The 20,893-nt window shown below is 66.7% G+C and carries 22 protein-coding genes; 2 read left to right on the top strand and 20 right to left on the bottom strand.

Annotation, left to right across the window (positions count from 1 at the left end; genetic code table 11):
* Nucleotides 1-267: 267 nt before the first annotated feature.
* Nucleotides 268-900 carry a peptide-methionine (S)-S-oxide reductase MsrA gene (gene msrA / locus ACZ5M6_RS09870; protein WP_464158386.1) on the top strand — a complete coding sequence of 211 codons (633 nt, stop codon included), beginning with the start codon at nt 268-270 and terminating at the stop codon, nt 898-900.
* 27 nt (nt 901-927) lie between these two features.
* Here msrA and ACZ5M6_RS09865 read toward each other — a convergent pair whose 3' ends face one another.
* From ACZ5M6_RS09865 to ACZ5M6_RS09850, 4 genes are all read right to left on the bottom strand, one after another.
* A complete protein-coding gene (locus tag ACZ5M6_RS09865) occupies nt 928-1,629 on the bottom strand; it encodes an ABC transporter ATP-binding protein (RefSeq protein ID WP_464158384.1) in 702 nt (233 codons plus the stop codon).
* Nucleotides 1,622-2,908, bottom strand: coding sequence for a lipoprotein-releasing ABC transporter permease subunit (locus ACZ5M6_RS09860; RefSeq protein WP_182713788.1), 1,287 nt, complete (start codon nt 2,906-2,908; stop codon nt 1,622-1,624). Before ACZ5M6_RS09860 ends, ACZ5M6_RS09865 begins: the two co-directional genes overlap by 8 nt.
* Nucleotides 2,905-4,221, bottom strand: a complete 1,317-nt coding sequence (gene proS, locus ACZ5M6_RS09855; protein ID WP_182713789.1) for a proline--tRNA ligase — start codon at nt 4,219-4,221, stop codon at nt 2,905-2,907. Before proS ends, ACZ5M6_RS09860 begins: the two co-directional genes overlap by 4 nt.
* Before the next feature lie 77 nt (nt 4,222-4,298).
* Nucleotides 4,299-4,565, bottom strand: coding sequence for a DUF1467 family protein (locus tag ACZ5M6_RS09850; protein ID WP_183215750.1), 267 nt, complete (start codon nt 4,563-4,565; stop codon nt 4,299-4,301).
* A gap of 76 nt (nt 4,566-4,641) precedes the next feature.
* Here ACZ5M6_RS09850 and ACZ5M6_RS09845 point away from each other — a divergent pair, with 76 nt between their 5' ends.
* Nucleotides 4,642-4,995 carry a 5-carboxymethyl-2-hydroxymuconate Delta-isomerase gene (locus tag ACZ5M6_RS09845; protein WP_201462526.1) on the top strand — a complete coding sequence of 118 codons (354 nt, stop codon included), beginning with the start codon at nt 4,642-4,644 and terminating at the stop codon, nt 4,993-4,995.
* Between the two features lie 9 nt (nt 4,996-5,004).
* On the opposite strand, the gene ACZ5M6_RS09840 is transcribed toward ACZ5M6_RS09845, so the two are convergent.
* The 16 genes from ACZ5M6_RS09840 to nuoF form a co-directional block, all read right to left on the bottom strand.
* Nucleotides 5,005-5,343: a DUF3088 family protein gene (locus ACZ5M6_RS09840; RefSeq protein WP_464158381.1), complete on the bottom strand. Its 339-nt coding sequence runs from the start codon at nt 5,341-5,343 to the stop codon at nt 5,005-5,007.
* A 49-nt stretch (nt 5,344-5,392) separates the two neighbouring features.
* Nucleotides 5,393-7,066, bottom strand: a complete 1,674-nt coding sequence (locus ACZ5M6_RS09835; RefSeq protein WP_191555542.1) for a ribonuclease J — start codon at nt 7,064-7,066, stop codon at nt 5,393-5,395.
* A complete protein-coding gene (locus ACZ5M6_RS09830; protein ID WP_152950075.1) occupies nt 7,067-7,846 on the bottom strand; it encodes a type III pantothenate kinase in 780 nt (259 codons plus the stop codon). It lies immediately after the preceding gene.
* Nucleotides 7,843-8,592, bottom strand: a complete 750-nt coding sequence (locus ACZ5M6_RS09825) for a biotin--[acetyl-CoA-carboxylase] ligase (RefSeq protein WP_152950073.1) — start codon at nt 8,590-8,592, stop codon at nt 7,843-7,845. The genes ACZ5M6_RS09830 and ACZ5M6_RS09825 overlap by 4 nt, the downstream gene beginning before the upstream one ends.
* A 4-nt stretch (nt 8,593-8,596) precedes the next feature.
* Nucleotides 8,597-10,039: an NADH-quinone oxidoreductase subunit NuoN gene (gene nuoN / locus ACZ5M6_RS09820; RefSeq protein WP_464158379.1), complete on the bottom strand. Its 1,443-nt coding sequence runs from the start codon at nt 10,037-10,039 to the stop codon at nt 8,597-8,599.
* 8 nt (nt 10,040-10,047) lie between these two features.
* Nucleotides 10,048-11,532: an NADH-quinone oxidoreductase subunit M gene (locus ACZ5M6_RS09815; protein WP_464158377.1), complete on the bottom strand. Its 1,485-nt coding sequence runs from the start codon at nt 11,530-11,532 to the stop codon at nt 10,048-10,050.
* A 4-nt stretch (nt 11,533-11,536) separates the two neighbouring features.
* Nucleotides 11,537-13,639 (bottom strand): NADH-quinone oxidoreductase subunit L, encoded by a 2,103-nt coding sequence (gene nuoL / locus ACZ5M6_RS09810; RefSeq protein WP_464158375.1) that lies wholly within the window; start codon nt 13,637-13,639, stop codon nt 11,537-11,539.
* A 2-nt stretch (nt 13,640-13,641) separates the two neighbouring features.
* Entirely contained in the window at nt 13,642-13,950 is a 309-nt protein-coding gene (nuoK, locus tag ACZ5M6_RS09805) for an NADH-quinone oxidoreductase subunit NuoK (RefSeq protein ID WP_182713796.1), read from the bottom strand.
* Nucleotides 13,950-14,576, bottom strand: coding sequence for an NADH-quinone oxidoreductase subunit J (locus tag ACZ5M6_RS09800; RefSeq protein WP_464158372.1), 627 nt, complete (start codon nt 14,574-14,576; stop codon nt 13,950-13,952). Before ACZ5M6_RS09800 ends, nuoK begins: the two co-directional genes overlap by 1 nt.
* A gap of 71 nt (nt 14,577-14,647) precedes the next feature.
* The gene (gene nuoI, locus ACZ5M6_RS09795) at nt 14,648-15,139 is read right to left on the bottom strand and encodes an NADH-quinone oxidoreductase subunit NuoI (protein WP_054765538.1); all 492 of its coding nucleotides are present in this window, start codon (nt 15,137-15,139) and stop codon (nt 14,648-14,650) included.
* Complete coding sequence (locus ACZ5M6_RS09790; protein WP_464158370.1) at nt 15,139-15,372, bottom strand: hypothetical protein; 234 nt, start codon at nt 15,370-15,372, stop codon at nt 15,139-15,141. The genes nuoI and ACZ5M6_RS09790 overlap by 1 nt, the downstream gene beginning before the upstream one ends.
* A complete protein-coding gene (locus tag ACZ5M6_RS09785) occupies nt 15,369-15,602 on the bottom strand; it encodes a hypothetical protein (protein ID WP_191555535.1) in 234 nt (77 codons plus the stop codon). Before ACZ5M6_RS09785 ends, ACZ5M6_RS09790 begins: the two co-directional genes overlap by 4 nt.
* On the bottom strand, nt 15,603-16,682 hold the full coding sequence (gene nuoH / locus ACZ5M6_RS09780; protein ID WP_191555534.1) for an NADH-quinone oxidoreductase subunit NuoH: 1,080 nt from the start codon (nt 16,680-16,682) through the stop codon (nt 15,603-15,605).
* A 3-nt stretch (nt 16,683-16,685) separates the two neighbouring features.
* Nucleotides 16,686-18,731, bottom strand: a complete 2,046-nt coding sequence (gene nuoG / locus ACZ5M6_RS09775) for an NADH-quinone oxidoreductase subunit NuoG (RefSeq protein WP_464158368.1) — start codon at nt 18,729-18,731, stop codon at nt 16,686-16,688.
* A complete protein-coding gene (locus ACZ5M6_RS09770) occupies nt 18,731-19,222 on the bottom strand; it encodes a hypothetical protein (protein ID WP_464158366.1) in 492 nt (163 codons plus the stop codon). The genes nuoG and ACZ5M6_RS09770 overlap by 1 nt, the downstream gene beginning before the upstream one ends.
* Nucleotides 19,223-19,224: 2 nt before the next feature.
* The gene (gene nuoF, locus ACZ5M6_RS09765) at nt 19,225-20,538 is read right to left on the bottom strand and encodes an NADH-quinone oxidoreductase subunit NuoF (RefSeq protein ID WP_464158364.1); all 1,314 of its coding nucleotides are present in this window, start codon (nt 20,536-20,538) and stop codon (nt 19,225-19,227) included.
* Nucleotides 20,539-20,893 lie beyond the last annotated feature (355 nt).

Here is a 20,893-nt window from a genome sequence, read left to right as displayed (position 1 = left end):
AGTCGGACTGTCGGCCGATGTGTCCGATTTCAGGCGGTGACGCTGAAGGCCAGGGTCCAGACCATCCAGACGAAGCCCCCGCACGAGGCCAACGACAACAGGTCTCTCATCAAACGCGGCATTACGGTTCATCCCCAATGAATAATGTTCCCGTCTTGTTCTATGTTCACCTCTTGTTCGCGTCAACCCCACACTTATCCACAGGGGCGTTCCGTACGAAACCACTCACGCGCGTCCGTCGTATGTAGAGCAAGCAGGGAGACGACCATGCTCAAATCAAAGATCCGCCCGACCGGCGTCGGAGCCATCGTCGCGGGACTCGTTCTGCTCGCCCTGCCCCGTGCGGCGGCCGACGCCCAGGCCCGCGACGCGCCTCGATTTCAGACGGCGGTCTTCGCCGGAGGCTGCTTCTGGTCTGAGGAAAAGGCGTTCGACGGCCTGCCCGGCGTCCGGTCGGCGGTGTCGGGCTTCGTCGGGGGCCATAGGGCCAATCCCACCTATGAGCAGGTGGTGCGCGGCGGGACCGGCCATATGGAGGCCGTCCAGGTGACCTTCGATCCGCGCGTGGTCAGCTATCGCGCCCTGGTCGACCGCTACTGGCGCACGATCGACCCGACCGATCCGGACGGACAATTCTGCGACCGAGGCCCCTCCTATCGAACCGCCGTCTTCGCCACGGCGGATCAGCGCGCAGCGGCGGTGGCTTCGCGCGATGCGGCCATGCGGGTGCTGGGCAAGAGCTTCACCACCCCGGTCGTCGGGGCTCAGCGGTTCTGGCCCGCCGGCGCGGAGCACCAGGACTACGCCCGCCGCCACCGCGCCCACTACGAAGCCTACCGCCAGGGCTGCCGCCGGCCCCAGCAGCTGCGGGCCATCTGGGGCGACGCGGCGGTGGGTTGAGGCAGGCGGGCCTTCAGCAGGCCTGGCTCAGTACGCCTGGCTTTGAGCCGCCCGCTCTTCCAGATGGCCGTCCCTCAGGGCGAAGACGCGGTCCATGTGGCCGGCCAGCTCCATATTGTGGGTGGCGATCAGGGCGGCGACGCCCGTGGTCTTGGCCAGGTCGCGCAGGGCTTCGAACACGGACTGGCTGGTGGTCGGGTCCAGATTGCCCGTCGGTTCGTCGGCCAGCAGCAGGCGGGGCCGGTTGGCCAGGGCGCGGGCGATGGCGACGCGCTGTTTCTCGCCGCCCGACAGCTGGGCCGGCTGGTGGGTCAGGCGTTCGCCCAGACCCAAGGCCGTCAGGGTCTCCTCGGCCTGTTTGCGCGCCTGGGCCTGGCCCATGCCGGCGATCCGCATCGGCAGGGCGACGTTGTCGCGCGCGTCGAACTCGGCCAGCAGATGGTGGAACTGATAGACGAAGCCAATCCGCGACAGACGCAGGCGGGTGCGGGCGCGCTCGTCCAGATCGCCCACCATTTCGCCGTCGATGGCGACCGTGCCCTCGGTCGGCTTTTCCAGCAGGCCGGCGGCGTGCAGCAGACTGGACTTGCCCGAGCCCGAGGGACCGATCAGGCCGACGATCTCGCCGGGCATGACGTCCAGATCCACGCCCTTCAGCACGGTCAGGCCGCTGCTCGCGGTGTCATAGGTGCGGGTCAGGCCGCGCACCGACAGGATGGGACTACTCATAGCGGAGCGCCTCCACGGGATCGATGCGCGAGGCCGTCCACGACGGCGGCAGGCTGGCCAGGCAGCTCATGCTGAAGGACAGCAGGGCGACCCAGGTCACGTCGACGGGATCGACTAGGGCCGGAATGGCGTCCAGCTGATAGACGTCGGCGTTGAACAGCTGGACCCCCAGGATGGCTTCCAGGGCGTGCTGGATGGCGCCGATGTTCCAGCAGAACAGCAGGCCCAGCACCAGACCCGCTACGGTCCCGGCCACGCCGATCAGGGCGCCCGACATGAAGAAGACCCGCAGGATCGAAGACTGGCTGGCGCCGACGGTGCGCAGGATGGCGATGTCGCGCGTCTTGTTCTTCACCAGCATGACGATGCCGGAGATGATGTTCATCGCTGCGATGGCGACCACCAGACCCAGGATAATGCTCATCGCCACCCGCTCGACCTTCAGGGCGCCGTAGAAGGCGGCCAGACGCTCGCGCCAGTCGCTGACGACCGAGCCCGGCCCGGCCGCGTCGCGGATGGCGGGGGTCAGTTCGCCGACCCGGTCGGGGTCATCGACCTTGATCTCGATCGCGTCCCACACGCCTTCCTTCCCGAAGAAGAGCTGCTGCTGTTCCAGCGGCATGAACAGGAAGGCGCGGTCGAAATCGGCCGTGCCCGAGCGGAACAGACCGCCGACGAAATAGGTCTTTTCCAGCCCGCCCAGATTGCCGAAGGCGCTATCGGCTCCGGTGGGCGAATAGAGGGTGACGGGATCGCCGACCCGCAGGCCCAGGGAATTGGCCAGGGCCGCGCCCATCAGGATGCGGTCGCCGCCATAGGCGCCCTTGCCGAAGTTCGCCCGCTCCTGGGGCGTCAGGCTGTCGAAGACATATTTGGTGGTGGCCAGGTCCTGGGGCCGCACGCCGCGCACCATGGCGCCCGTGGTGAAGTTGCCGACCCGGACCAGGCTCTGGCTCTCGTTCAGAGGGGTGACGCTGGCCACGCCCGGCACGGCGGCGATCCGCTTCAGGGCGGCGTCCCGATCTTCCGACGTCAGGACCGGGCCCTGGACGTACATATGGCCGTTGAACGACAGCATCCGGCCCAGCAGTTCCGCACGGAAGCCGGACATGATGCTCATGACGCTGATGAGCACGGCGACGGCCAGCATGATGCCGATGAAGCTGATCACCGCAATGGTGGCGACCCCGCCCTCCTTTCGCTTGGCGCGCAGGTAACGGAGGGCGAGACCGATCTCCCAGGCGGAGAAGGGGCCGGAGGAACGGGCTGGAGGGTTCAAGCCGTCAGCCTTTCGATGGCTTCGGCCAGGGGCACGGAGACCTTTTCACCGGTGGCGCGGCGCTTCAGCTCGACCACCCCGTCCGCCAAGCCCTTGGGACCGATGGTCAGCTGCCACGGCACGCCGATCAGGTCGGCGGTGGCGAACTTGCCGCCCGGCCGTTCGTCGGTGTCGTCGTAGAGCACCTCCTTGCCCCGCTTCTCGAGCTGAGCGACCGCGTCCTCGCAGGCGGCGGAGACGGCGTCGTCATTGGCGCGCAGATTGATCACCACCACGTCGAACGGCGCCACGGCGTCGGGCCAGATGATGCCGCCCTCGTCGTGGCTGGCCTCGATGATGGCGCCCAGCAGGCGCGACACGCCGACGCCGTAGCTGCCCATGTGGACATTCGCGTCCTGGCCGTCGGGACCGGCGACGCGGGCCTTCATCGGCGCCGAATATTTCTCGCCGAAATAGAAGATGTGGCCGACCTCGATGCCGCGCGCCGACAGGCGATCGCCCTCGGCGGTCTCGGCCTCGAACCGGGCTTCGTCGTGCATTTCCTCGGTCGCGGCGTAGAGCGCGGTTCGTTGATCAACGATTGACTGAAGATCATCCCAGTCCACGTCCGCGCCCGGCGCCGGCATTTCGACCAGCTTCTTATCGCAGAAGACCGCGCTCTCGCCGGTCTCGGCCAGGACGATGAACTCGTGGCTCAGGTCGCCGCCGATCGGGCCGGTATCCGCGCGCATCGGCACGGCCTTCAGCCCCATGCGGGCGAAGGTGTTCAGATAGGCCACGAACATGCGGTTGTAGGCCTTGCGGGCCGAGGCCTCGTCCACGTCGAAGGAATAGGCGTCCTTCATCAGGAACTCGCGGCCGCGCATCACGCCGAAGCGGGGGCGGCGCTCGTCGCGGAACTTCCACTGGATGTGAAACAGGTTCAGCGGCAGCGACTTGTAGGACTTCACATAGGCCCGGAAGATGTCGGTGATCATCTCCTCATTGGTCGGTCCGTACAGAAGTTCGCGCTCGTGCCGGTCGGTGATGCGCAGCATCTCGGGGCCATAGGCGTCATAGCGGCCGCTCTCACGCCACAGGTCCGCCAGTTGCAGGGTCGGCATCAGCAGCTCGACGGCGCCCGCCCTCACCTGCTCCTCGCGCACGATCTGCTCGATCTTGCGCAGCACCTTCAGGCCCAGCGGCAGCCAGGCGTAGATGCCGGCGGCCTCCTGCTTGATCATGCCGGCGCGCAGCATCAGCTGGTGCGAAACAATCTGGGCGTCCGAAGGGGCTTCCTTCAGCGTGGGCAGGAAAAAGCGCGACAGGCGCATGATGGGGAATCCTAGGCGTAGAGACAGACCAAGGCTTTAGCCGCTGGACCGGGGCGAAAGCTAGGCCGGGATGGCGTTTAGAGAGCCGGGGCGCGCGAGAAGTCCGGCAGGGGGAGCCAGCCGGTGAAGATCAGCACCATGACGAAGGCCCAGACGATCACCGACACCCAGGTGGTGGTGATGAATTTGCGCTTCAGGTTCGGCGTGGTCGGGGCGCCCCATTGGGCGCCGTCGGTCGGCGGAGTATGGGTCTCGCGCGAGGTTCCCAGCGGCAGGACCGCGAACAGCACCGTCCACCAGACGATGATGTAGATGCCGAACATGGTGGCGGGGCCGATGGGCATGAAACCTCCTGTCGGAACTTTGGCGTCCGGTTGAAACCGGTCTAGAGGATCAGCCTCCCCACGACGAGTCCCCGACATGCCGCAGATCACCCTGGAATACACCCGCCACCTGGCCGACGCCGACTGGACCCCGATCGCGCTGGAGATCCACCAGGCCGCCGTCGAGATCGCCGGCGCCGCCCTGTCGGCCTGCAAGACCCGGCTGATCGCCCTGGATCATGTCGTCATCGCCGACGACGCGCCAGAGACCGCCATGCTGGCCTGCCGCATCGGCCTGATGCTGGGCCGCACGCCTGAGCAGAAGAGCGCGCTGAGCGAACGCGTGCTGGAGATCCTGACGGCCGCCCTGGCCGGCGTCACGCGCAAGGTCGAGGTCTCGGCCGAGGTGTTCGAGCTGAACGAGACCTATCGCAAGGCCACGCTCGGCTGAGGCGCGCCCTCAGGGATGCGGGCGGCCCACGCCGTAGCGGGCCGCCAGATAGGGGCCGATGGCGTGGTCCTGGAGGAAGCGGCGGCCGGTGGTTTCGCTGACCTGGGCCTCGGGCCAGTCCAGTTCGCCGTCCAGGATCAGGATCGGGCAGCTCTGATGCGCCTCGCCGACCTCGGCGACGACTGGCGCGCGCGGCCGGGGGTGGTCCAGATAGACCACCTCAAGCGCTTCCCGCAGCTGGGGATAGAAGGCCAGGACGCCCTCGATATAGGCGCCGGGCGGACAGAACCAGGGCCCGCCCTGATCGTCGTGCCAGTCAGGATTCAGCAGGAAGAGTCGTTCGGCCATGAGCGCGATGTAGATCGGCTCATGACCGAAGCGCCAGAGGGAGGCGCCGTCAGACCCGCAGGACGACCGTCTCGACGATGGGACGGCGATCCCAGATCTGCTGGCTGGCCTTCTTCAGCACGCGGGCGACGGCCTGTTCGATGACCAATTCGTCCTCCAGGGCCTCGCCCTTCAGGCTCTTGACCACCTGCTCGACCCGCTCGGCCAGATTGTCCAGGGCGTCGCCCAGGGGCGTGGCGGTGTCGCCCGGCAGGCCGACGCTGCGGATGTCGATGTCGCTGACGATCCGGCCGCGCTTGTCCAGGGCGAAGCTGACGATCAGCACGCCATTGGTCGAGGCGTGGCGACGCTCCTTCAGGGCCTCGCCCTGTTCGGTCACCAGCATGCCGCCGTCGACATAGAGCCGGCCGTTCGGCACTTCGTCGATGATCTGGGCCGGACCGGGGGCCAGACGGACCATGTCGCCGTTGCGCGGGGTCACCGTCTCCTTGACCCCGACCTCCTTGGCCAGGTTGGCGTGTTCCAGCAGGAAGCGGCGCACCCCATGGGTCGGAACCGCGATCTGCGGCCGGACCCATTCGTACATCTGCTTCAGCTCGTCGCGGCACGGGTGGCCGGAGACGTGGATGCCGGGGTGATCCTTCTCGGTGTAGAGGCGCACGCCCCGGTCCGCGAGACGGTCCTGCAGATTGCCGATGGCCAGTTCGTTGCCGGGGATCTGGCGCGACGAGAAGATGCAGTGGTCGCCCAGGCCCAGTTTCACGACCGGGTGCGTGCCGTCGGCGACGCGCGACAGGGCCGCCCTCGCCTCGCCCTGGCTGCCGGTGCACAGGTACAGGATCTGGTCGGCGGGCCAGACGCGCGCCTCCTCGTCCGATAGGAAGGGCTTCACGTCCTGCAGCATGCCGACGTGTTTGGCCGCCGCCGTGATCCGGTGCATCGAACGGCCGGCCAGGGCCACGCGACGCCCGCAGGCCTCCGCGGCGCGGATCACGCTGTCCATCCGGGCGACGTTGGAGGCGAAACAGCCGACGGCGACGCGGCCCTTCAGAGTCGAGATCAACTTGGCTAGGGCCACGGCCACGTCGCCTTCCGACCCGGCCACGCCCGGCACGAAGACATTGGTCGAGTCGCAGACCATGGCCAGGACGCCCTCGTCGCCCAGGCCGCGGATGGTCGGGGCGTCGGTCTTGGTTCCGATCACCGGTTGGTTGTCGATCTTCCAATCGCCGGTGTGGAACACCGTGCCCAGGGGGGTGTCGATGGCCAGGCCGCTGGGCTCGGCGATCGAATGGGTCATGTTGACGAAGGTGACGCCGAACGAGCCGATGTCGACGGTTCCGCCCAGCGGCACCTCGATCAGTTCGACCTCGTCCAGAATGCCGCGCTCGCGCAGCTTGTCTCGGATCAGATAGGCGGTGAAGGGCGTGGCGTAGACCGGCGCCTTGATACGCGGCCACAGCCAGCCCAGGGCGCCGATATGGTCTTCGTGCGCATGGGTCAGGACGATGCCCTTGATCGTCTCCCCTTCCAGATAGGTGGGGTCCGGCACGATCACGTCGACGCCAGGCGTCGACAGGTCGCCGAAGGTGACGCCGACATCGACGATCAGCCATTCACGATCAGCCTCTGGCCCGAAGCCATAGGCGTTGAGGTTCATACCGACCTCGTCCGAGCCGCCCAGCGGCAGGAAAACGAGTTCGTCTTGGGTTTGCTTTTTCATTCAGTCCGTCAGATGGGCGTTACGACGCCAGATTTCGAGGAGGCCGCGAATAGTCAGATCAGGGTCGAAGTGATCGATGCTGTCGGTCGCGCCTTCGAACAGGCTGGCGACCCCGCCGGTTCCAATGACGGTCATGGGCCGCGCCCATTCCGCCTTGATGCGCGCGACCAAGCCTTCGATCAATGAGACATAGCCCCAGAAGACGCCGGACTGCATGGCCTCGACCGTGCCCCTGCCGATCACATGCTCGGGCTTCTGAATGGCGATGCGCGGCAGTTTGGCGGCGGCCTCGTGCAGGGCCTGGAGCGACAGATTGATCCCCGGCGCGATCAGGCCGCCCTCGAAGGCGCCGTCGTCGGCGACGATGTCGAAGGTGGTGGCCGTACCGCTGTCGATCACGATCAGGTCGCCCGGATAGACAAGCTTGGCCCCGATGGCGTTGACCAGACGGTCGGCGCCCGCCTCGCTGGGCTTGGCGATGCGGACGTCGATGCCGAGCTCGGCGTTTTCGCCGATCACCAGGGGTTCGATGTTCAGATAGCGGCGCGACAGGTTGCGCAGGTTGAAGATCGATTGCGGCACCACGCTGGAGATGATGCAGCCGGTCAGGGCGGCGAACTCAAGCCCCTTCATGACCATCAGCTGGTTCAGCCAGACGGCGTATTCGTCGGCGGTGCGGCTGGCCTCTGTGGCGGCGCGCCATTGGGCGATCCAGTCCGAACCGTCGTGAACGGCGAACAGCGTATTGGTGTTGCCCTGTTCGATGGCGAGCAGCATCAGTTCGCCTTGCCGAAGAAGACGTCGCCCGCCGAGATCAGCCGCACGGAGCCGTCGGTCAGACGCAGACGCAGCGCCCCGTCCGCCTCGACACCCTCGGCCACGCCTTCCAGGGTCTCATTGTCCAGTCGCGCGACGCAGGGGCCGTTAAGGCCGGTCAGCCGGCTGGTCCAGGCGTCCAGCACAGGTTCGAAGCCCAGGGTCTGCCACCGCCCCCACCAGACGGCGAAGGTCTCGGCCAGGATCTCGGCGGCGGCCTCGATGGGGGGTGCGAAAGCCAGGTCGGCGCGCAGGCGCTCGGCAATCGCAGTCGCGCCCCGCTCTGTATCGTCCGGCGCATGGGCCAGGTTCACGCCGATGCCGACGGCCAGCCACAGGTCGCCGTTCGCATGGGCGCCGGACTCGACCAGGATGCCGGAGACCTTGACCCCGTCCAGCAGGACGTCGTTCGGCCATTTGATCGAGACCAGGGCCGGCGAGACGAAGACGTCCAGCAGGTCGGCGACGGCCAGGGCGGCGACGAAGGTGGCCTGGGCCGCCTCGGCCGCCGACTTGGGCGTGGTGATCAAAAGGGTGGCGGCCAGGTTGCCCTGTTCCGTCTCCCACTTGCGGCCGCGGCGACCGCGACCGGCGGTCTGGCGCCGAGCCACGATCCAGCGCGGCCCGGCTTCTCCAGCCTCGGCGAGACGCCGGGCCTCGGCGTTGGTCGAGTCGATCTCGTCGAGGATGACCAAGGGGGCGGGCGTCAACGCCCTAACCGTTCCCGAAGCCGGCGCTCGCAACCTTGGTCAGCGGCTCCAGCCAGGTCAGACCGACGATCACCAGGGGGAAGGCGAAGGCGGCGCAGGCCCAGCCGATGACGTTGGTTTCCGGCGAGGCCTTGTCCATCGCGATCTCATCCACGGGCGCATCGAACCACATCAGCTTGATGATCCGCAGATAGTAGAAGGCGGCGACGACCGAGGCGACCAGACCGACAGCGGCGACCGGCCACAAGCCGGCGGAGGCAGCGGCCCCGAACACATAGTATTTGGCCCAGAAGCCCGACAGCGGCGGCATGCCCAGCACCGACAAGGACAGGACGGTCAGGGCCACAGCGGTGACCGGACGATCCTTCTTCAGACCGGCGAGATCGGCGATGCGTCGGATCGGGCGGCCCGACTTGGACAGGCTGAGCAGGATGGCGAAGAAGCCCAGTTGGTCGATGACATACAGGGTCATGAACATCAGCATGGCCTGAAGGCCCGCACTGGTGCCCGCGGCGATGCCCAACAGGGCGTAGCCGATGTTGGCGATCGACGAATAGGCCAGCAGACGCTGGATGTCCTTCTGGGCGATGCCGCCGAAGGCGCCGACCACGAAGCTGAGCAGGGAGATGGCGATCAGGACCTGCGACCACTGGGCGTGGGCCTCGGCGAAGCCGCCCTCCAGAACGCGGGCGATCAGGACCATGGCGGCCACCTTGGGCGCGGTGGCGAACAGGGCCACGACCGGGGTCGGGGCGCCTTCGTAAACGTCAGGCGTCCACATGTGGAAGGGGGCGGCCGAAACCTTGAACGCCAGGCCGCAGATCAGGAAGACCAGGCCGAAGACCAGGCCCGGGCCCGGATGGTCCTGAGCGAAGGCGGCGATGTCCTCGAACCGCATCGAGCCGGCGAAGCCGTAGATCAGGCTGGCGCCGTACAGCAGCAGGCCGGACGACAGAGCGCCGAGCACGAAATACTTCAGGCCCGCTTCCGAGGCCTTGGCGTCGTCGCGGTGGTAGGCAGCCAGGACGTACAGGGCCAGCGAGTGCAGCTCGATGCCGACATACATGGAGATCAGATCGCCGGACGAGGCCATCATGCCCATGCCGACCGCCGCGAGAACGATCAGGACCGGATATTCGAACTTGGCGATGCGGGTGCGCTTCATCCAGCCGTCGCCCAGCACGACGGCCACGGCGGCGGAGAGATAGATGACGCTCTTGCCGTAGATGGCCAGGGGGTCGGCCACATAGGCGCCGTTGAAGGCGACGCCCCACGGTCCCATGACGGCGACGACGGCGGCGGCGATCAGCAGCAGGACCGACAGGATGGACACCAGCCGGGCGCTCTTGTCGCCGATGAAGGCGCCGACCATCAGCAGGACCAGGGCGCCGACCGCGAGGGTCAGCTCCGAGGCGGCGAGGTGCAGGGCGGAGGACAGATCAGGCATGCTTGGTCTCACCCGCCGATCGCGGCGCGATAGGCGCTGGTCAGGGCCTCGACGGCGGGCCCGGTGTAATCGAGGACGGCGGCCGGATGGACGCCCAGCCACAGGGTGCCGACGATCAGCGGCACGAACAGCGCAAGCTCACGCTTGTCGATGTCGGCGATGGTCATCAGCTTCGGATTGGTGATCTCGCCGAACATGACCGAACGATACAGGGTCAGGGCGTAGACCGCCGAGAAGATGACGCCCGAGGCCGCCACCAGGGCCGCCCAGGTCGAGGCCCGATAGGCGCCCGTCATGGTCAGGACTTCGCCGATGAAGCCCGAGGTGCCCGGCAGGCCGACATTCGCCATGGTGAACATCAGGAAGATGGCGGCGAACCAGGGCATGCGCGAGGTCAGGCCGCCATAGAAGGCGATCTCGCGCGTGTGCATCCGGTCATAGACCACGCCGACGCACAGGAACAGCGCGCCCGAGATCAGGCCGTGGCTGATCATCTGGAAGACGGCGCCCTGCATGCCCTGGTCGTTGCCGGCGAAGATGCCCAGGGTCACAAAGCCCATGTGGGCGACCGACGAATAGGCGATCAGCTTCTTGATGTCCGTCTGACGCCAGGCGACCAGCGAGGTGTAGACGATGGCGATCACCGACAGGGTGAAGACCAGGGGCCGGAACATCTCGGACGCGACCGGGAACATGGGCACGTTGAACAGGATGAAGCCGTAACCGCCCAGCTTCAGCAGGATGCCGGCCAGGATGACCGAACCGGCCGTCGGCGCCTGAACGTGGGCGTCGGGCAGCCAGGTGTGGACCGGCCACATCGGCATCTTCACCGCGAAGGAGGCGAAGAAGGCCAGCCACAGGATGGGCTGAACGGCGGGGCTGAAGGCGTACTGCTTCAGCTCCGGAATGCTGGTGGTGCCGGCGGTGTGCGACATCCACAGCATGGCCAGCAGCATCAGCACCGACCCCAGCAGGGTGTAGAGGAAGAATTTGTAGGCCGCGTAGATCCGGTTGGCGCCGCCCCAGATGCCGATGATCAGGAACATCGGCACCAGTGTGCCTTCGAAGAAGATGTAGAAGAGATACAGGTCCAGGGCCGTGAAGACGCCGATGACCAGGGTCTCCAGGATCAGGAAGGCGATCATATATTCGACGACGCGCGTCTCGATCGACTTCCAGCTGGCCAGGATGCAGATCGGCATCAGGAAGGCCGTCAAGAGGACGAACAGGATCGAAACCCCGTCGACGCCCAGATGATAGCTGGCCCCGGCGAACCAGGGGGCCATCTCCACGAACTGATAGGCGGTGTTCGACGGATCGAAACCGGCGACCAGCACGACCGAGACGCCCAGGACGACCAGGGTCGTCAGCAGAGCGATCCAGCGCGCGGCCGGGGCGGCGGCGTCCTGGGACTTGGACGCCAGCCGGGCGAGGAAGATCGCCAGGGCGCCGACCAGCGGCAGGAAGGTAACGAGGCTCAGGATGTAGGGCACGGGATCAGGCTCCCCACGCGAGGATGGCGAAGGTGAGCAGACCAGCCACCCCGAGCAGCATCACGAAGGCATAGTAGTAAAGGAATCCGGACTGGAACTTGGACAGCCAGCCGGCCGATTTCAGCGAGGCCCAGGCGGCGCCGTTGGGTCCGAAGCCGTCGATGATCTTTACGTCAAAGACCTTCCAGAAGGCGTCGCCCAGGGCCCGGAAGCCGCGCACGAAGACGAAGTCGTACAGCTCGTCGAAGTACCATTTGTTGTACAGGAAGCGGTAGATGACGCCGTCCCGCTCGGCCATGCGACGGCCCATGCCCTCGCGCGCCACATAGATCCAGTAGGCGAAGGCCGTGCCGATCAGGGTCAGGATCAGCGGCGACCACTTCACCCAGGTCGGGACCTCGTGGCTTTCGTGGAGCACATGGTTGTGCTCGCCGGTGAAGATGGCGCCGCGCCAGAACTCGTGCTCGTGGTGGCCGATGAAGTGCGGCGCGAAGACGAAGCCCGCAGCCACGGCGCCGACCGACAGCAGGATCAGCGGAACCAGCATGACCCAGGGGCTCTCGTGCGGCTGCAGCGGGCCATGGTGGCCATGGTCGTCGTGAGCGTGATCGTCATGCGCGTCATGGGCATGCGCGTCGGCCGCCGGCTCGGAATGGGTTTCCAGCTGGGCGTGCGAGGCATGGTCGTCCGCATGATGGGCGTCGCCCTCCTCCTTCCACACAGGCTTGTTGTGGAAGGTCATGAAGACCAGGCGCCACGAATAGTAGGCCGTCAGACCGGCGGCGATGATGCCGACGAAGAAGGCGAACAGGCCGACCGCGCTATGGCCGCTGGCGGCCGAGGCGTAGGCGCTCTCGATGATCGAGTCCTTCGAATAGAAGCCGGCGAAGCCGCCGACGCCGGGGATGCCCAGGCCGGTGATGGCGATGGTGCCGATGGTCATGACGGCATAGGTGATCGGCAGCAGCTTCCACAGACCGCCCATCTTCCGCATGTCCTGCTCGTGGTGCATGCCGTGGATCACCGAGCCGGCGCCCAGGAACAGCAGGGCCTTGAAGAAGGCGTGGGTGAACAGGTGGAACATGGCCGCCTGATAGGCGCCGACCCCGGCCGCGAAGAACATATAGCCCAGCTGCGAACAGGTCGAATAGGCGATGACCCGCTTGATGTCGTTCTGGGTCAGACCGACCGTGGCGGCGAACAGGGCCGTAATCGCGCCGATGATGGCGATGATCTGGGCGGCGCCGGGGGCGTGCTCATAGATCGGCGACAGCAGGCAGACCATATAGACGCCGGCGGTCACCATGGTGGCCGCGTGGATCAGGGCGGACACCGGCGTCGGGCCTTCCATCGCGTCCGGCAACCAGGTGTGCAGGAAGAACTGGGCCGACTTGCCCATGGCGCCGATGAACAGCAGGAAGCCGGCCAGATCCAGCGCGGACCACTGGACGCCCAGGAACTCCCAGGTCGTCCCCGCCTTGGAGGCGACCAGCGGGAACAGTTCGGCGAACTCGATCGTGCCGTACATCCAGAAGACGGTCATGATCCCCAGCACGAAGCCGAAGTCGCCGACCCGGTTGACCACGAAGGCCTTGATGGCGGCGGCGCTGGCGGTCGGCTTCTTGTACCAGAAACCGATCAGCAGATAGGAGGCCAGACCCACGCCTTCCCAGCCGAAGAAGATCTGCATGAAGTCGGCGGCCGTCACCAGCGCCAGCATCATGAAGGTGAACAGGGACAGATAGGCGAAGAAGCGCGGCCGGCTGTCGTCCTCGGCCATATAGCCCCAGGAGTAGAGGTGAACCAGCGAAGAGACGCTGGTGACCACGATCAGCATGGTCGCCGACAGGGCGTCGATGCGGATCGACCAGGCCGACTGGAAGTCCCCCACATTGATGAAGGGCGCCAGGCGGATGGTGAAGGGCTCCAGATGGCCCCAGGTCCACTGGCCGAAGACCGTCCAGGCGACGGCGCACGAGAAGAACAGCAGGCCGGTCGTTACGGTCTGCGACGGGATGTTGCCGATCCGACGGCCGAACAGGCCGGCGATGGTCGCGCCCAGCAGCGGGGCGAAGATCCCGAGAATGATCAGGGTGTGGAGGTTCACGCTCAGCCCTTCATCACGGAGGCGTCGTCGACGGCGATGTCGCCGCGGTTGCGGAAGAAGGTCACCAGAATGGCCAGGCCGACGGCGGCCTCGGCCGCAGCCACGGTCAGGACGAACATGGCCATGATCTGCCCCGACACCTCATTGAGATAGGCCGAGAAGGCGACGAAGTTGATGTTCACGGCCAGCAGGATCAGCTCGATCGACATCAGGATGATGATGACGTTCTTGCGGTTCACGAAGATGCCGAAGACCCCGATGGTGAACAGGGCGGCGGCCGTGCCGAGATAGTGGATCAGACCGATTTCCATCAGAGAAGCTCCTCGGGCGAGACGCCCTGCCCGGTCTGCACCGACTTGACCTCCATCGCCTTGGCGGCGGAGCGGTTGACCTGGTCCGAAATGTTCTGGCGCTTGATATGCGGCTTGTGGCGCAGGGTCAGGGTGATGGCGCCGATCATGGCGATCAGCAGCACGATCCCGGCCGCCTGGAAGAAGTAGACATAGTCGGTATAGAGCACCCGGCCGATCGCCTCGACATTGGTCATGTCGGCGCTCGGCGCGCTCGGCGCCGCCAGGCCGGCGGTCGCGCCGCCCTGGATGACGGCGATGGACACCAGGATCATCTCGAACAGCAGCACGGCCGCGACGATGGCCCCGATCGGCAGATAGCGGGCGTAGCCGCCCCGAAGCTTCAGGAAGTCGACGTCCAGCATCATCACGACGAACAGGAACAGCACCGCCACTGCCCCGACGTAGACGACGACCAGAAGCATCGCCAGGAACTCGGCGCCGAGAAGGACGAACAGACCCGCAGAGGAGAAGAAGGCCAGGATCAGGAAGAGAACGCTGTGCACGGGATTGCGCGTGGTCACGACCAGAAGGCCGGACACCACGGCGGTCGCCGCCAGCAGATAGAAGGCTATGCCTTGCAGCATGTCGGGACGAGGCCCCTTTCGTCTCGGTCGTGCCCCCGTTTGGGAATCGCCGACCCGTTAGCGTGAGCGCCTTAGCGGTAAGGCGCGTCGAGTTCCAGATTCTTAGCGATATGGCGTTCCCAGCGGTCGCCGTTGTCCAGCAGCCGGGCCTTGTCGTAAAGCAGCTCCTCGCGCGTTTCGACGGTGAACTCCGAGTTCGGGCCCTCGACGATGGCGTCCACCGGGCAGGCCTCTTGGCACAGGCCGCAGTAGATGCATTTGACCATGTCGATGTCGTAGCGGGTCGTGCGGCGGCTGCCGTCGGCGCGGGGCTCGGCCTCGATGGTGATGGCCTGGGCCGGGCAGATGGCCTCGCACAGTTTGCAGGCGATGCAGCGCTCTTCACCGTTCGGATAGCGGCGCAGGGCGTGTTCGCCGCGGAAGCGAGGCGATTGCGGGTTCCGCTCGAACGGATAGTTCACGGTCGCCTTGGGGCGGGCCATGTATTTGAGGGTCAGGCCGATGGCGCCGATGGCGTCGAGCATCATCGCGCCCTTGGCGGCCTGGGCGATACGGGTGAACATCACGAGCGATCCTCTGGCGCAGGGGCGCCGTTGGTTGAAGTCTGGGCCGGGGCGACGGCCTGGGTCTTGGTCGGGGTCTGGGCTGGAACCGGGGTTTGGGCGGCGCGCCATTCGCGCTCGATCCGCTCCTGGCGCTGCTGCCACTGATAGCCGGATTCAGGCATCCGGGTGTCGGGGGCGCAGGCCGTCATAACGGGCGCGAAGACCAGCAGCGGGAGGATCAGACGGGTCATGCTCCGCCCCTCCGCAGCACGTCCTTGCAGTCCATCGTCTTGTAGCGGGGATCGTCGCGGTTCATCATCCGGCACAGATTGACCGTCTCGCCGTCACGGCGTGCCCCGTCCTCGCGCCGCTCCAGCGACGCAGCCGGATCGGTCGGCGCCGGCGCGGGAATGGGCGCGAAGGTGCAGGCGGCGAGCCCCCCCGACGCGGCCAGAACCAGGATGACGGCGCGCGAGACCATCTAGGCCCCCACCGCGAAGACGCGCCAGGCGGCGGTGACCACCACGGCGACCAGAGAGGCGGGCAGGAAGATCTTCCAGCCCAGCCGCATCAGCTGGTCATAGCGATAGCGGGGCACGAAGGCCTTCACCAGGGCGATGGCCAGGAACCAGAAGACCGTCTTGGTGACGAAGGTCAGCAGATAGAGGGTGTAGGCGATCCAGGCCGGCAGGCCGTCCAGCGTCTCCTGCGACAGGAAGCCGGGGTTCCAGCCGCCGAAGAACAGGATGGTCATCATCGCCGACATGAAGACGATGTTGACGTACTCGCCCATCATGAACAGCAGATAGGTGGTCGAGCTGTATTCGACCTGATAGCCGGCCACCAGTTCCGACTCCGCTTCGGGCAGGTCGAACGGCGGGCGGTTGGTTTCCGCCAGGGCCGAGACGAAGAAGACGATCGACATCGGGAACAGGATCACGATCAGGGGCCAGGTGCCCTGCCCGCCGCCGAAGGCGTACCAGTTCCAGAAATAGCCGCTTTGACCTTCGACGATCTGCGACAGGTTCATGGTGCCGGCCAGCAGGATCACATTGATGATGATCAGGCCCAGCGAGACCTCATAGGACACCATCTGGGCCGCAGAACGCAGCGAGCCCAGGAACGGATACTTCGAGTTCGAAGCCCAGCCGCCCATGATGATGCCGTACACGCCCAGCGACGACACGGCGAAGATGTACAGGATGCCGACGTTCAGGTCCGACACCACCCAGCCCGGCGCGAAGGGGATCACCGCCCAGGCCATGAAGGCCAGGACGACGGTGATGATCGGCGCCAGGATGAAGACCGCCTTGTCCGCGCCGGAGGGGATGACCACCTCCTTCAGCACGAATTTGATCATGTCCGCGAAGGACTGGAGCAGGCCGAAGGGACCGACGACGTTCGGCCCTTTGCGCATCTGCACCGAGGCCCAGACCTTGCGGTCGGCCAGCAGCAGGAAGGCGACGGCGACCAGGACGCCGACGGTGATCAGCAGGATCTGACCGAGGGTGATCAGCGTCCAGCCGCCGGGCGTGGCCCAAAAGGAGGTAGCAGCGTCCATGACTTACTCCGCCGCCATCGCGACCGGGGCGATCCGCAGGGCGGACAGTTCGGCCATGGTCGCACTGGCGCGCGCGATCGGGTTGGAAAGATAGGGATCGGCGACGATCGAGGTGAAGGCCCGGTCGCCCAGGTCTCCCTTGACGCCCAGTTTCGAGGGGTCAAAGGCGGCCGGCGTCGGCAGATAGTCGATCCGGCCGAAGGTCGGATGATCGGCCATCAGCTTGGCGCGCAGCTGGTCCAGGGTGTCGTACGGCAGGGTCTGGTCGACGCGGGCGGACAGGGCGCGGATGATCGCCCAGTCTTCCTTGGCCTCGCCCTTGGGGAAGACGACGCGTTCGGCCATCTGCACCCGGCCCTCGGTGTTCACATACAGGCCCGACTTCTCGGTATAGGCCGCGCCCGGCAGGATGACGTCGGCGCCGTGCGCGCCGCGGTCGCCGTGGCTGCCCAGATAGACGCGGAAGGCGTTCGAACCGGTCGGATCGACCTCGTCGGCGCCCAGCAGGAACAGCACGTCCAGCGCGCCCGGCTTCAGCATCTCCGCTGCCGTCAAGCCGCCCTCGGCCGGCACGAAGCCCATGTCCAGGCCGGCCACGCGCGCTGCGGCGTGGTGCAGGACGTTGAAGCCGTTCCAGCTGTCGGTCACGACCCCGACCTTCTTGGCCAGGGCGCCCAGGGCGTTAAGGACGGCGGCGCCGCCCTCCCCGTTCAGCGCGCCGGAGCCGACGATGATCGCCGGCCGCTCGGCCTTGGCCAGGAAGTCCATCGCCGACTTGGGCAGCTTGGCCAGGGTCTTCGACCCGGCGCCCAGATAGGCGTAGTCGAAGGTCAGATCGGCCTGTTCGCCGATGACGCCGATCTCGACCCCGCCCTTGATCCAGCTCTTGCGCAGACGGGCGTTCAGCAGGGGCGCCTCGACGCGCGGGTTGGCGCCCACGATCAGGATGGCGTCCGCCTTTTCAATGCCTTCCAGGCCGGAGTTGAACAGCCAGCCCTCGCGCGGGCCATAGCCCAGGGCGGCGCCGTCCTGGCGGCAGTCGGTGTTCTTGGAGCCCAGGGCGCGGAACAGGTCCAGGGTCGCCTTCATCGACTCGGCGTCCTGAAGGTCGCCGGCGATGACGCCGATGCGGTCGGCCGAGGCGGCCTTCAGGTTGGCGGCGACGGCGTCCAGCGCCTCGTTCCAGGTGGCGGCGCGCAGCTTGCCGTTCTCGCGGATCCACGGGCGGTCCAAGCGGCGCGCGGTCAGCCCGTCGACGACATAGCGGCTCTTGTCCGACAGCCACTCCTCGTTGATCCCCTCGTTCACGCGCGGCAGGACCCGCATGACCTCGGAGCCGCGGTAATCGGCGCGAATGTTCGAGCCCAGGCCGTCCATGACGTCGATGGTCTCGGTCTTCTTCAGTTCCCACGGACGATAGTGGTATTGCCAGGGCCGGTGGGTCAGGGCGCCGACCGGGCACAGGTCGTTGACATTGCCCGACAGTTCCGAGGCGACCGACTTCTCGAGATAGGTGGTGATCTCGGCGTCCTCGCCGCGCGAGATCATGCCGATGTCCGGCACGCCCGCGACCTCAGTGATGAAGCGAACGCAACGGGTGCACTGAATGCACCGCGTCATGAAGGTCTTGATCGTCGGCCCCATGTTCTTTTCTTCGACCGCGCGCTTGTTCTCGGCATAGCGAGAACCGTCGCGGCCATAGGCCATGGACTGGTCCTGCAGGTCGCACTCGCCGCCCTGGTCGCAGATCGGGCAGTCCAGCGGGTGGTTGATGAGCAGGAACTCCATCACGCCTTCGCGGGCCTTCTTCACCATCGGGGTGTCGGTGAAGATCTCCTGGCCGTCGGCGGCCGGAAGCGCGCACGAAGCCTGGGGCTTGGGCGGTCCGGGCTTCACCTCGACCAGGCACATGCGGCAGTTGCCGGCGATGGACAGGCGTTCATGGTAGCAGAAGCGCGGGATTTCCTGCCCCGCGCGCTCGGCGACCTGGAGCACGGTCATGCCGGGCTCGAACTCAACTTCGACGCCGTTGACCTTGGCGACTGGCATCAGCGGGCCTCTTCTTCAGCAGGAACGGCCAATTCGGCCTGTTCCGTCGTCCCATCCGGGAGGGTCTGGGTGATGGTGATCGTCTCGCCGTCCATGACGTAGCGGACCACCGGATCGTCCGACTGGTTCATCCAGCGCACGAAGGTTGGATCGGGCAGATCGAGCGGTTTCCACACGATCAGGTCTTTCTCGACGCGGCAGTCGGCGCGCATCCGGCCGCCGTCGACCGGCGCGCGCCAAGAGGCGTGCACCACCTCGCCCTCCACGCCGTCGATGGCGACGGCGCCGGGTTGCTGCCCGTGAATGGCGGCGAGGCCGGCGCGACAGACCCGGCGCAGATCGACGGGCGTCAGGACCGCCGGCACCGTCTTCACGGCGTCGGACGGTTTGGCCGCAGCCGCGACCTTCTCCGCAGGCGTGGGCGCAGCTTCGCGCTCGCCGCAAGCGGCGAGAGCCAAGGCTCCGATCACGATGGCGGACAAGCGGCGCATTCCTACTCCGCGGCGATCGCGTGGCCGGCGAAGTTCGCGCGGCGGCTGCGGTAGTTGGCGATACGGTCTTCGATCTCGTGACGGAAGTGACGGATCAGGCCCTGGACCGGCCAGGCGGCCGCGTCGCCCAGGGCGCAGATGGTGTGGCCCTCGACCTGACCGGCGACGTCCAGCAGCAGGTCGATTTCCGACGGATCGGCCTCGCCCACGGCCATGCGCTCCAGCACGCGCCACATCCAGCCGGTGCCCTCGCGGCACGGCGTGCACTGGCCGCAGCTCTCGTGCTTGAAGAAATAGCTGATGCGGGCGATCGCCTTCACGACGTCGGTGGACTCGTCCATCACGGTCACGCCGGCGGTGCCCAGCGACGAGCGGACCTCGCGCATGGAGTCGAAGTCCATCAGCACGGTTTCCGCCTGTTCGCGCGTGATGACCGGGCAGGAGGCGCCGCCGGGGATGATGGCCTTCAGATTGCCCCAGCCGCCGCGAACGCCGCCGCCGTGCTCTTCGATCAGCTGGCGTAGCGGGATCGACATGGTCTCTTCGACGACGCAGGGCGTGTTCACATGGCCCGACAGCGACATCAGCTTGGTGCCGGTGTTGTTCGGACGGCCGAAGCTGGCGAACCAGTCCGCGCCGCGGCGCAGGATGGTGCCGACGACGGCGATCGACTCGACGTTGTTCACCGTGGTCGGGCAGCCGTACAGGCCCGCGCCGGCCGGGAACGGCGGCTTCAGACGGGGCTGGCCCTTCTTGCCTTCCAGGGATTCCAGCAGGGCGGTCTCTTCGCCGCAGATATAGGCGCCGCCGCCGTGGTGGATGTAGACGTCGAAGTCCCAGCCATGGACATTGTCCTTGCCGATCAGCCGGGCCTCATAGGCCTGTTTGACCGCCGCCTCCATCCGCTCGCGCTCGAGCACATATTCGCCGCGCAGATAGATGTAGCAGGCGTGGGCCTGCATGGCGAAGCTGGCGATCAGGCAGCCTTCGATCAGCAGATGCGGATCGTGGCGCATGATCTCGCGGTCCTTGCAGGTCGCGGGTTCGGATTCGTCGGCGTTGACGACCAGGTAGTGAGGCCGATCCTTCACTTCCTTGGGCATGAAGGACCATTTCAGACCGGTCGAGAAGCCGGCGCCGCCACGGCCGCGCAGGCCGGACGCCTTGACGTTGTTGATGATCCAGTCGCGGCCAAGGTCCAGCATGTCCTTGGTGGCGTTCCAGGCGCCGCGGGTCTTCGCCCCGTCCAGCGTCCAGTCGTGGAAGCCGTACAGGTTGGTGAAGATCCGGTCCTTGTCTTCGAGAATGCCGACCATCAGGCTGCTCCTGCGTCTACGCCGACGGGGGGGACCGAGAGCGGACTGGCGTTCGAGGCCGAGATCGCGCTGGCCGGGCGGCGGCTGACGCGGTTCAGGGCTGGGTTTGTTACGCGGTTCGGAAGCATCAGCAGGACCGGGTGTAGGCGTAGAGGGAGCGGTCGCGGGGGCGACCGAAGGGGATGTGGGCGGGGTTTGCGTCGATACGGACCCAGCGCTCAGCGACAGACTGGCCGCGCCGGCCAGATTGACCAGCAATCGACCTGTCCCGGCGGGGCTCCATCCGCCTCGGCCGCGCTTGGGCGCACGGCGCCCTGCCCGTTTCTGATCCGTCGACATGGCGCCCCCCGGCACG

The organism is Brevundimonas sp. Br13 (assembly GCF_055391505.1).
This window is presented reverse-complemented; position numbering and strand designations above follow the sequence as displayed.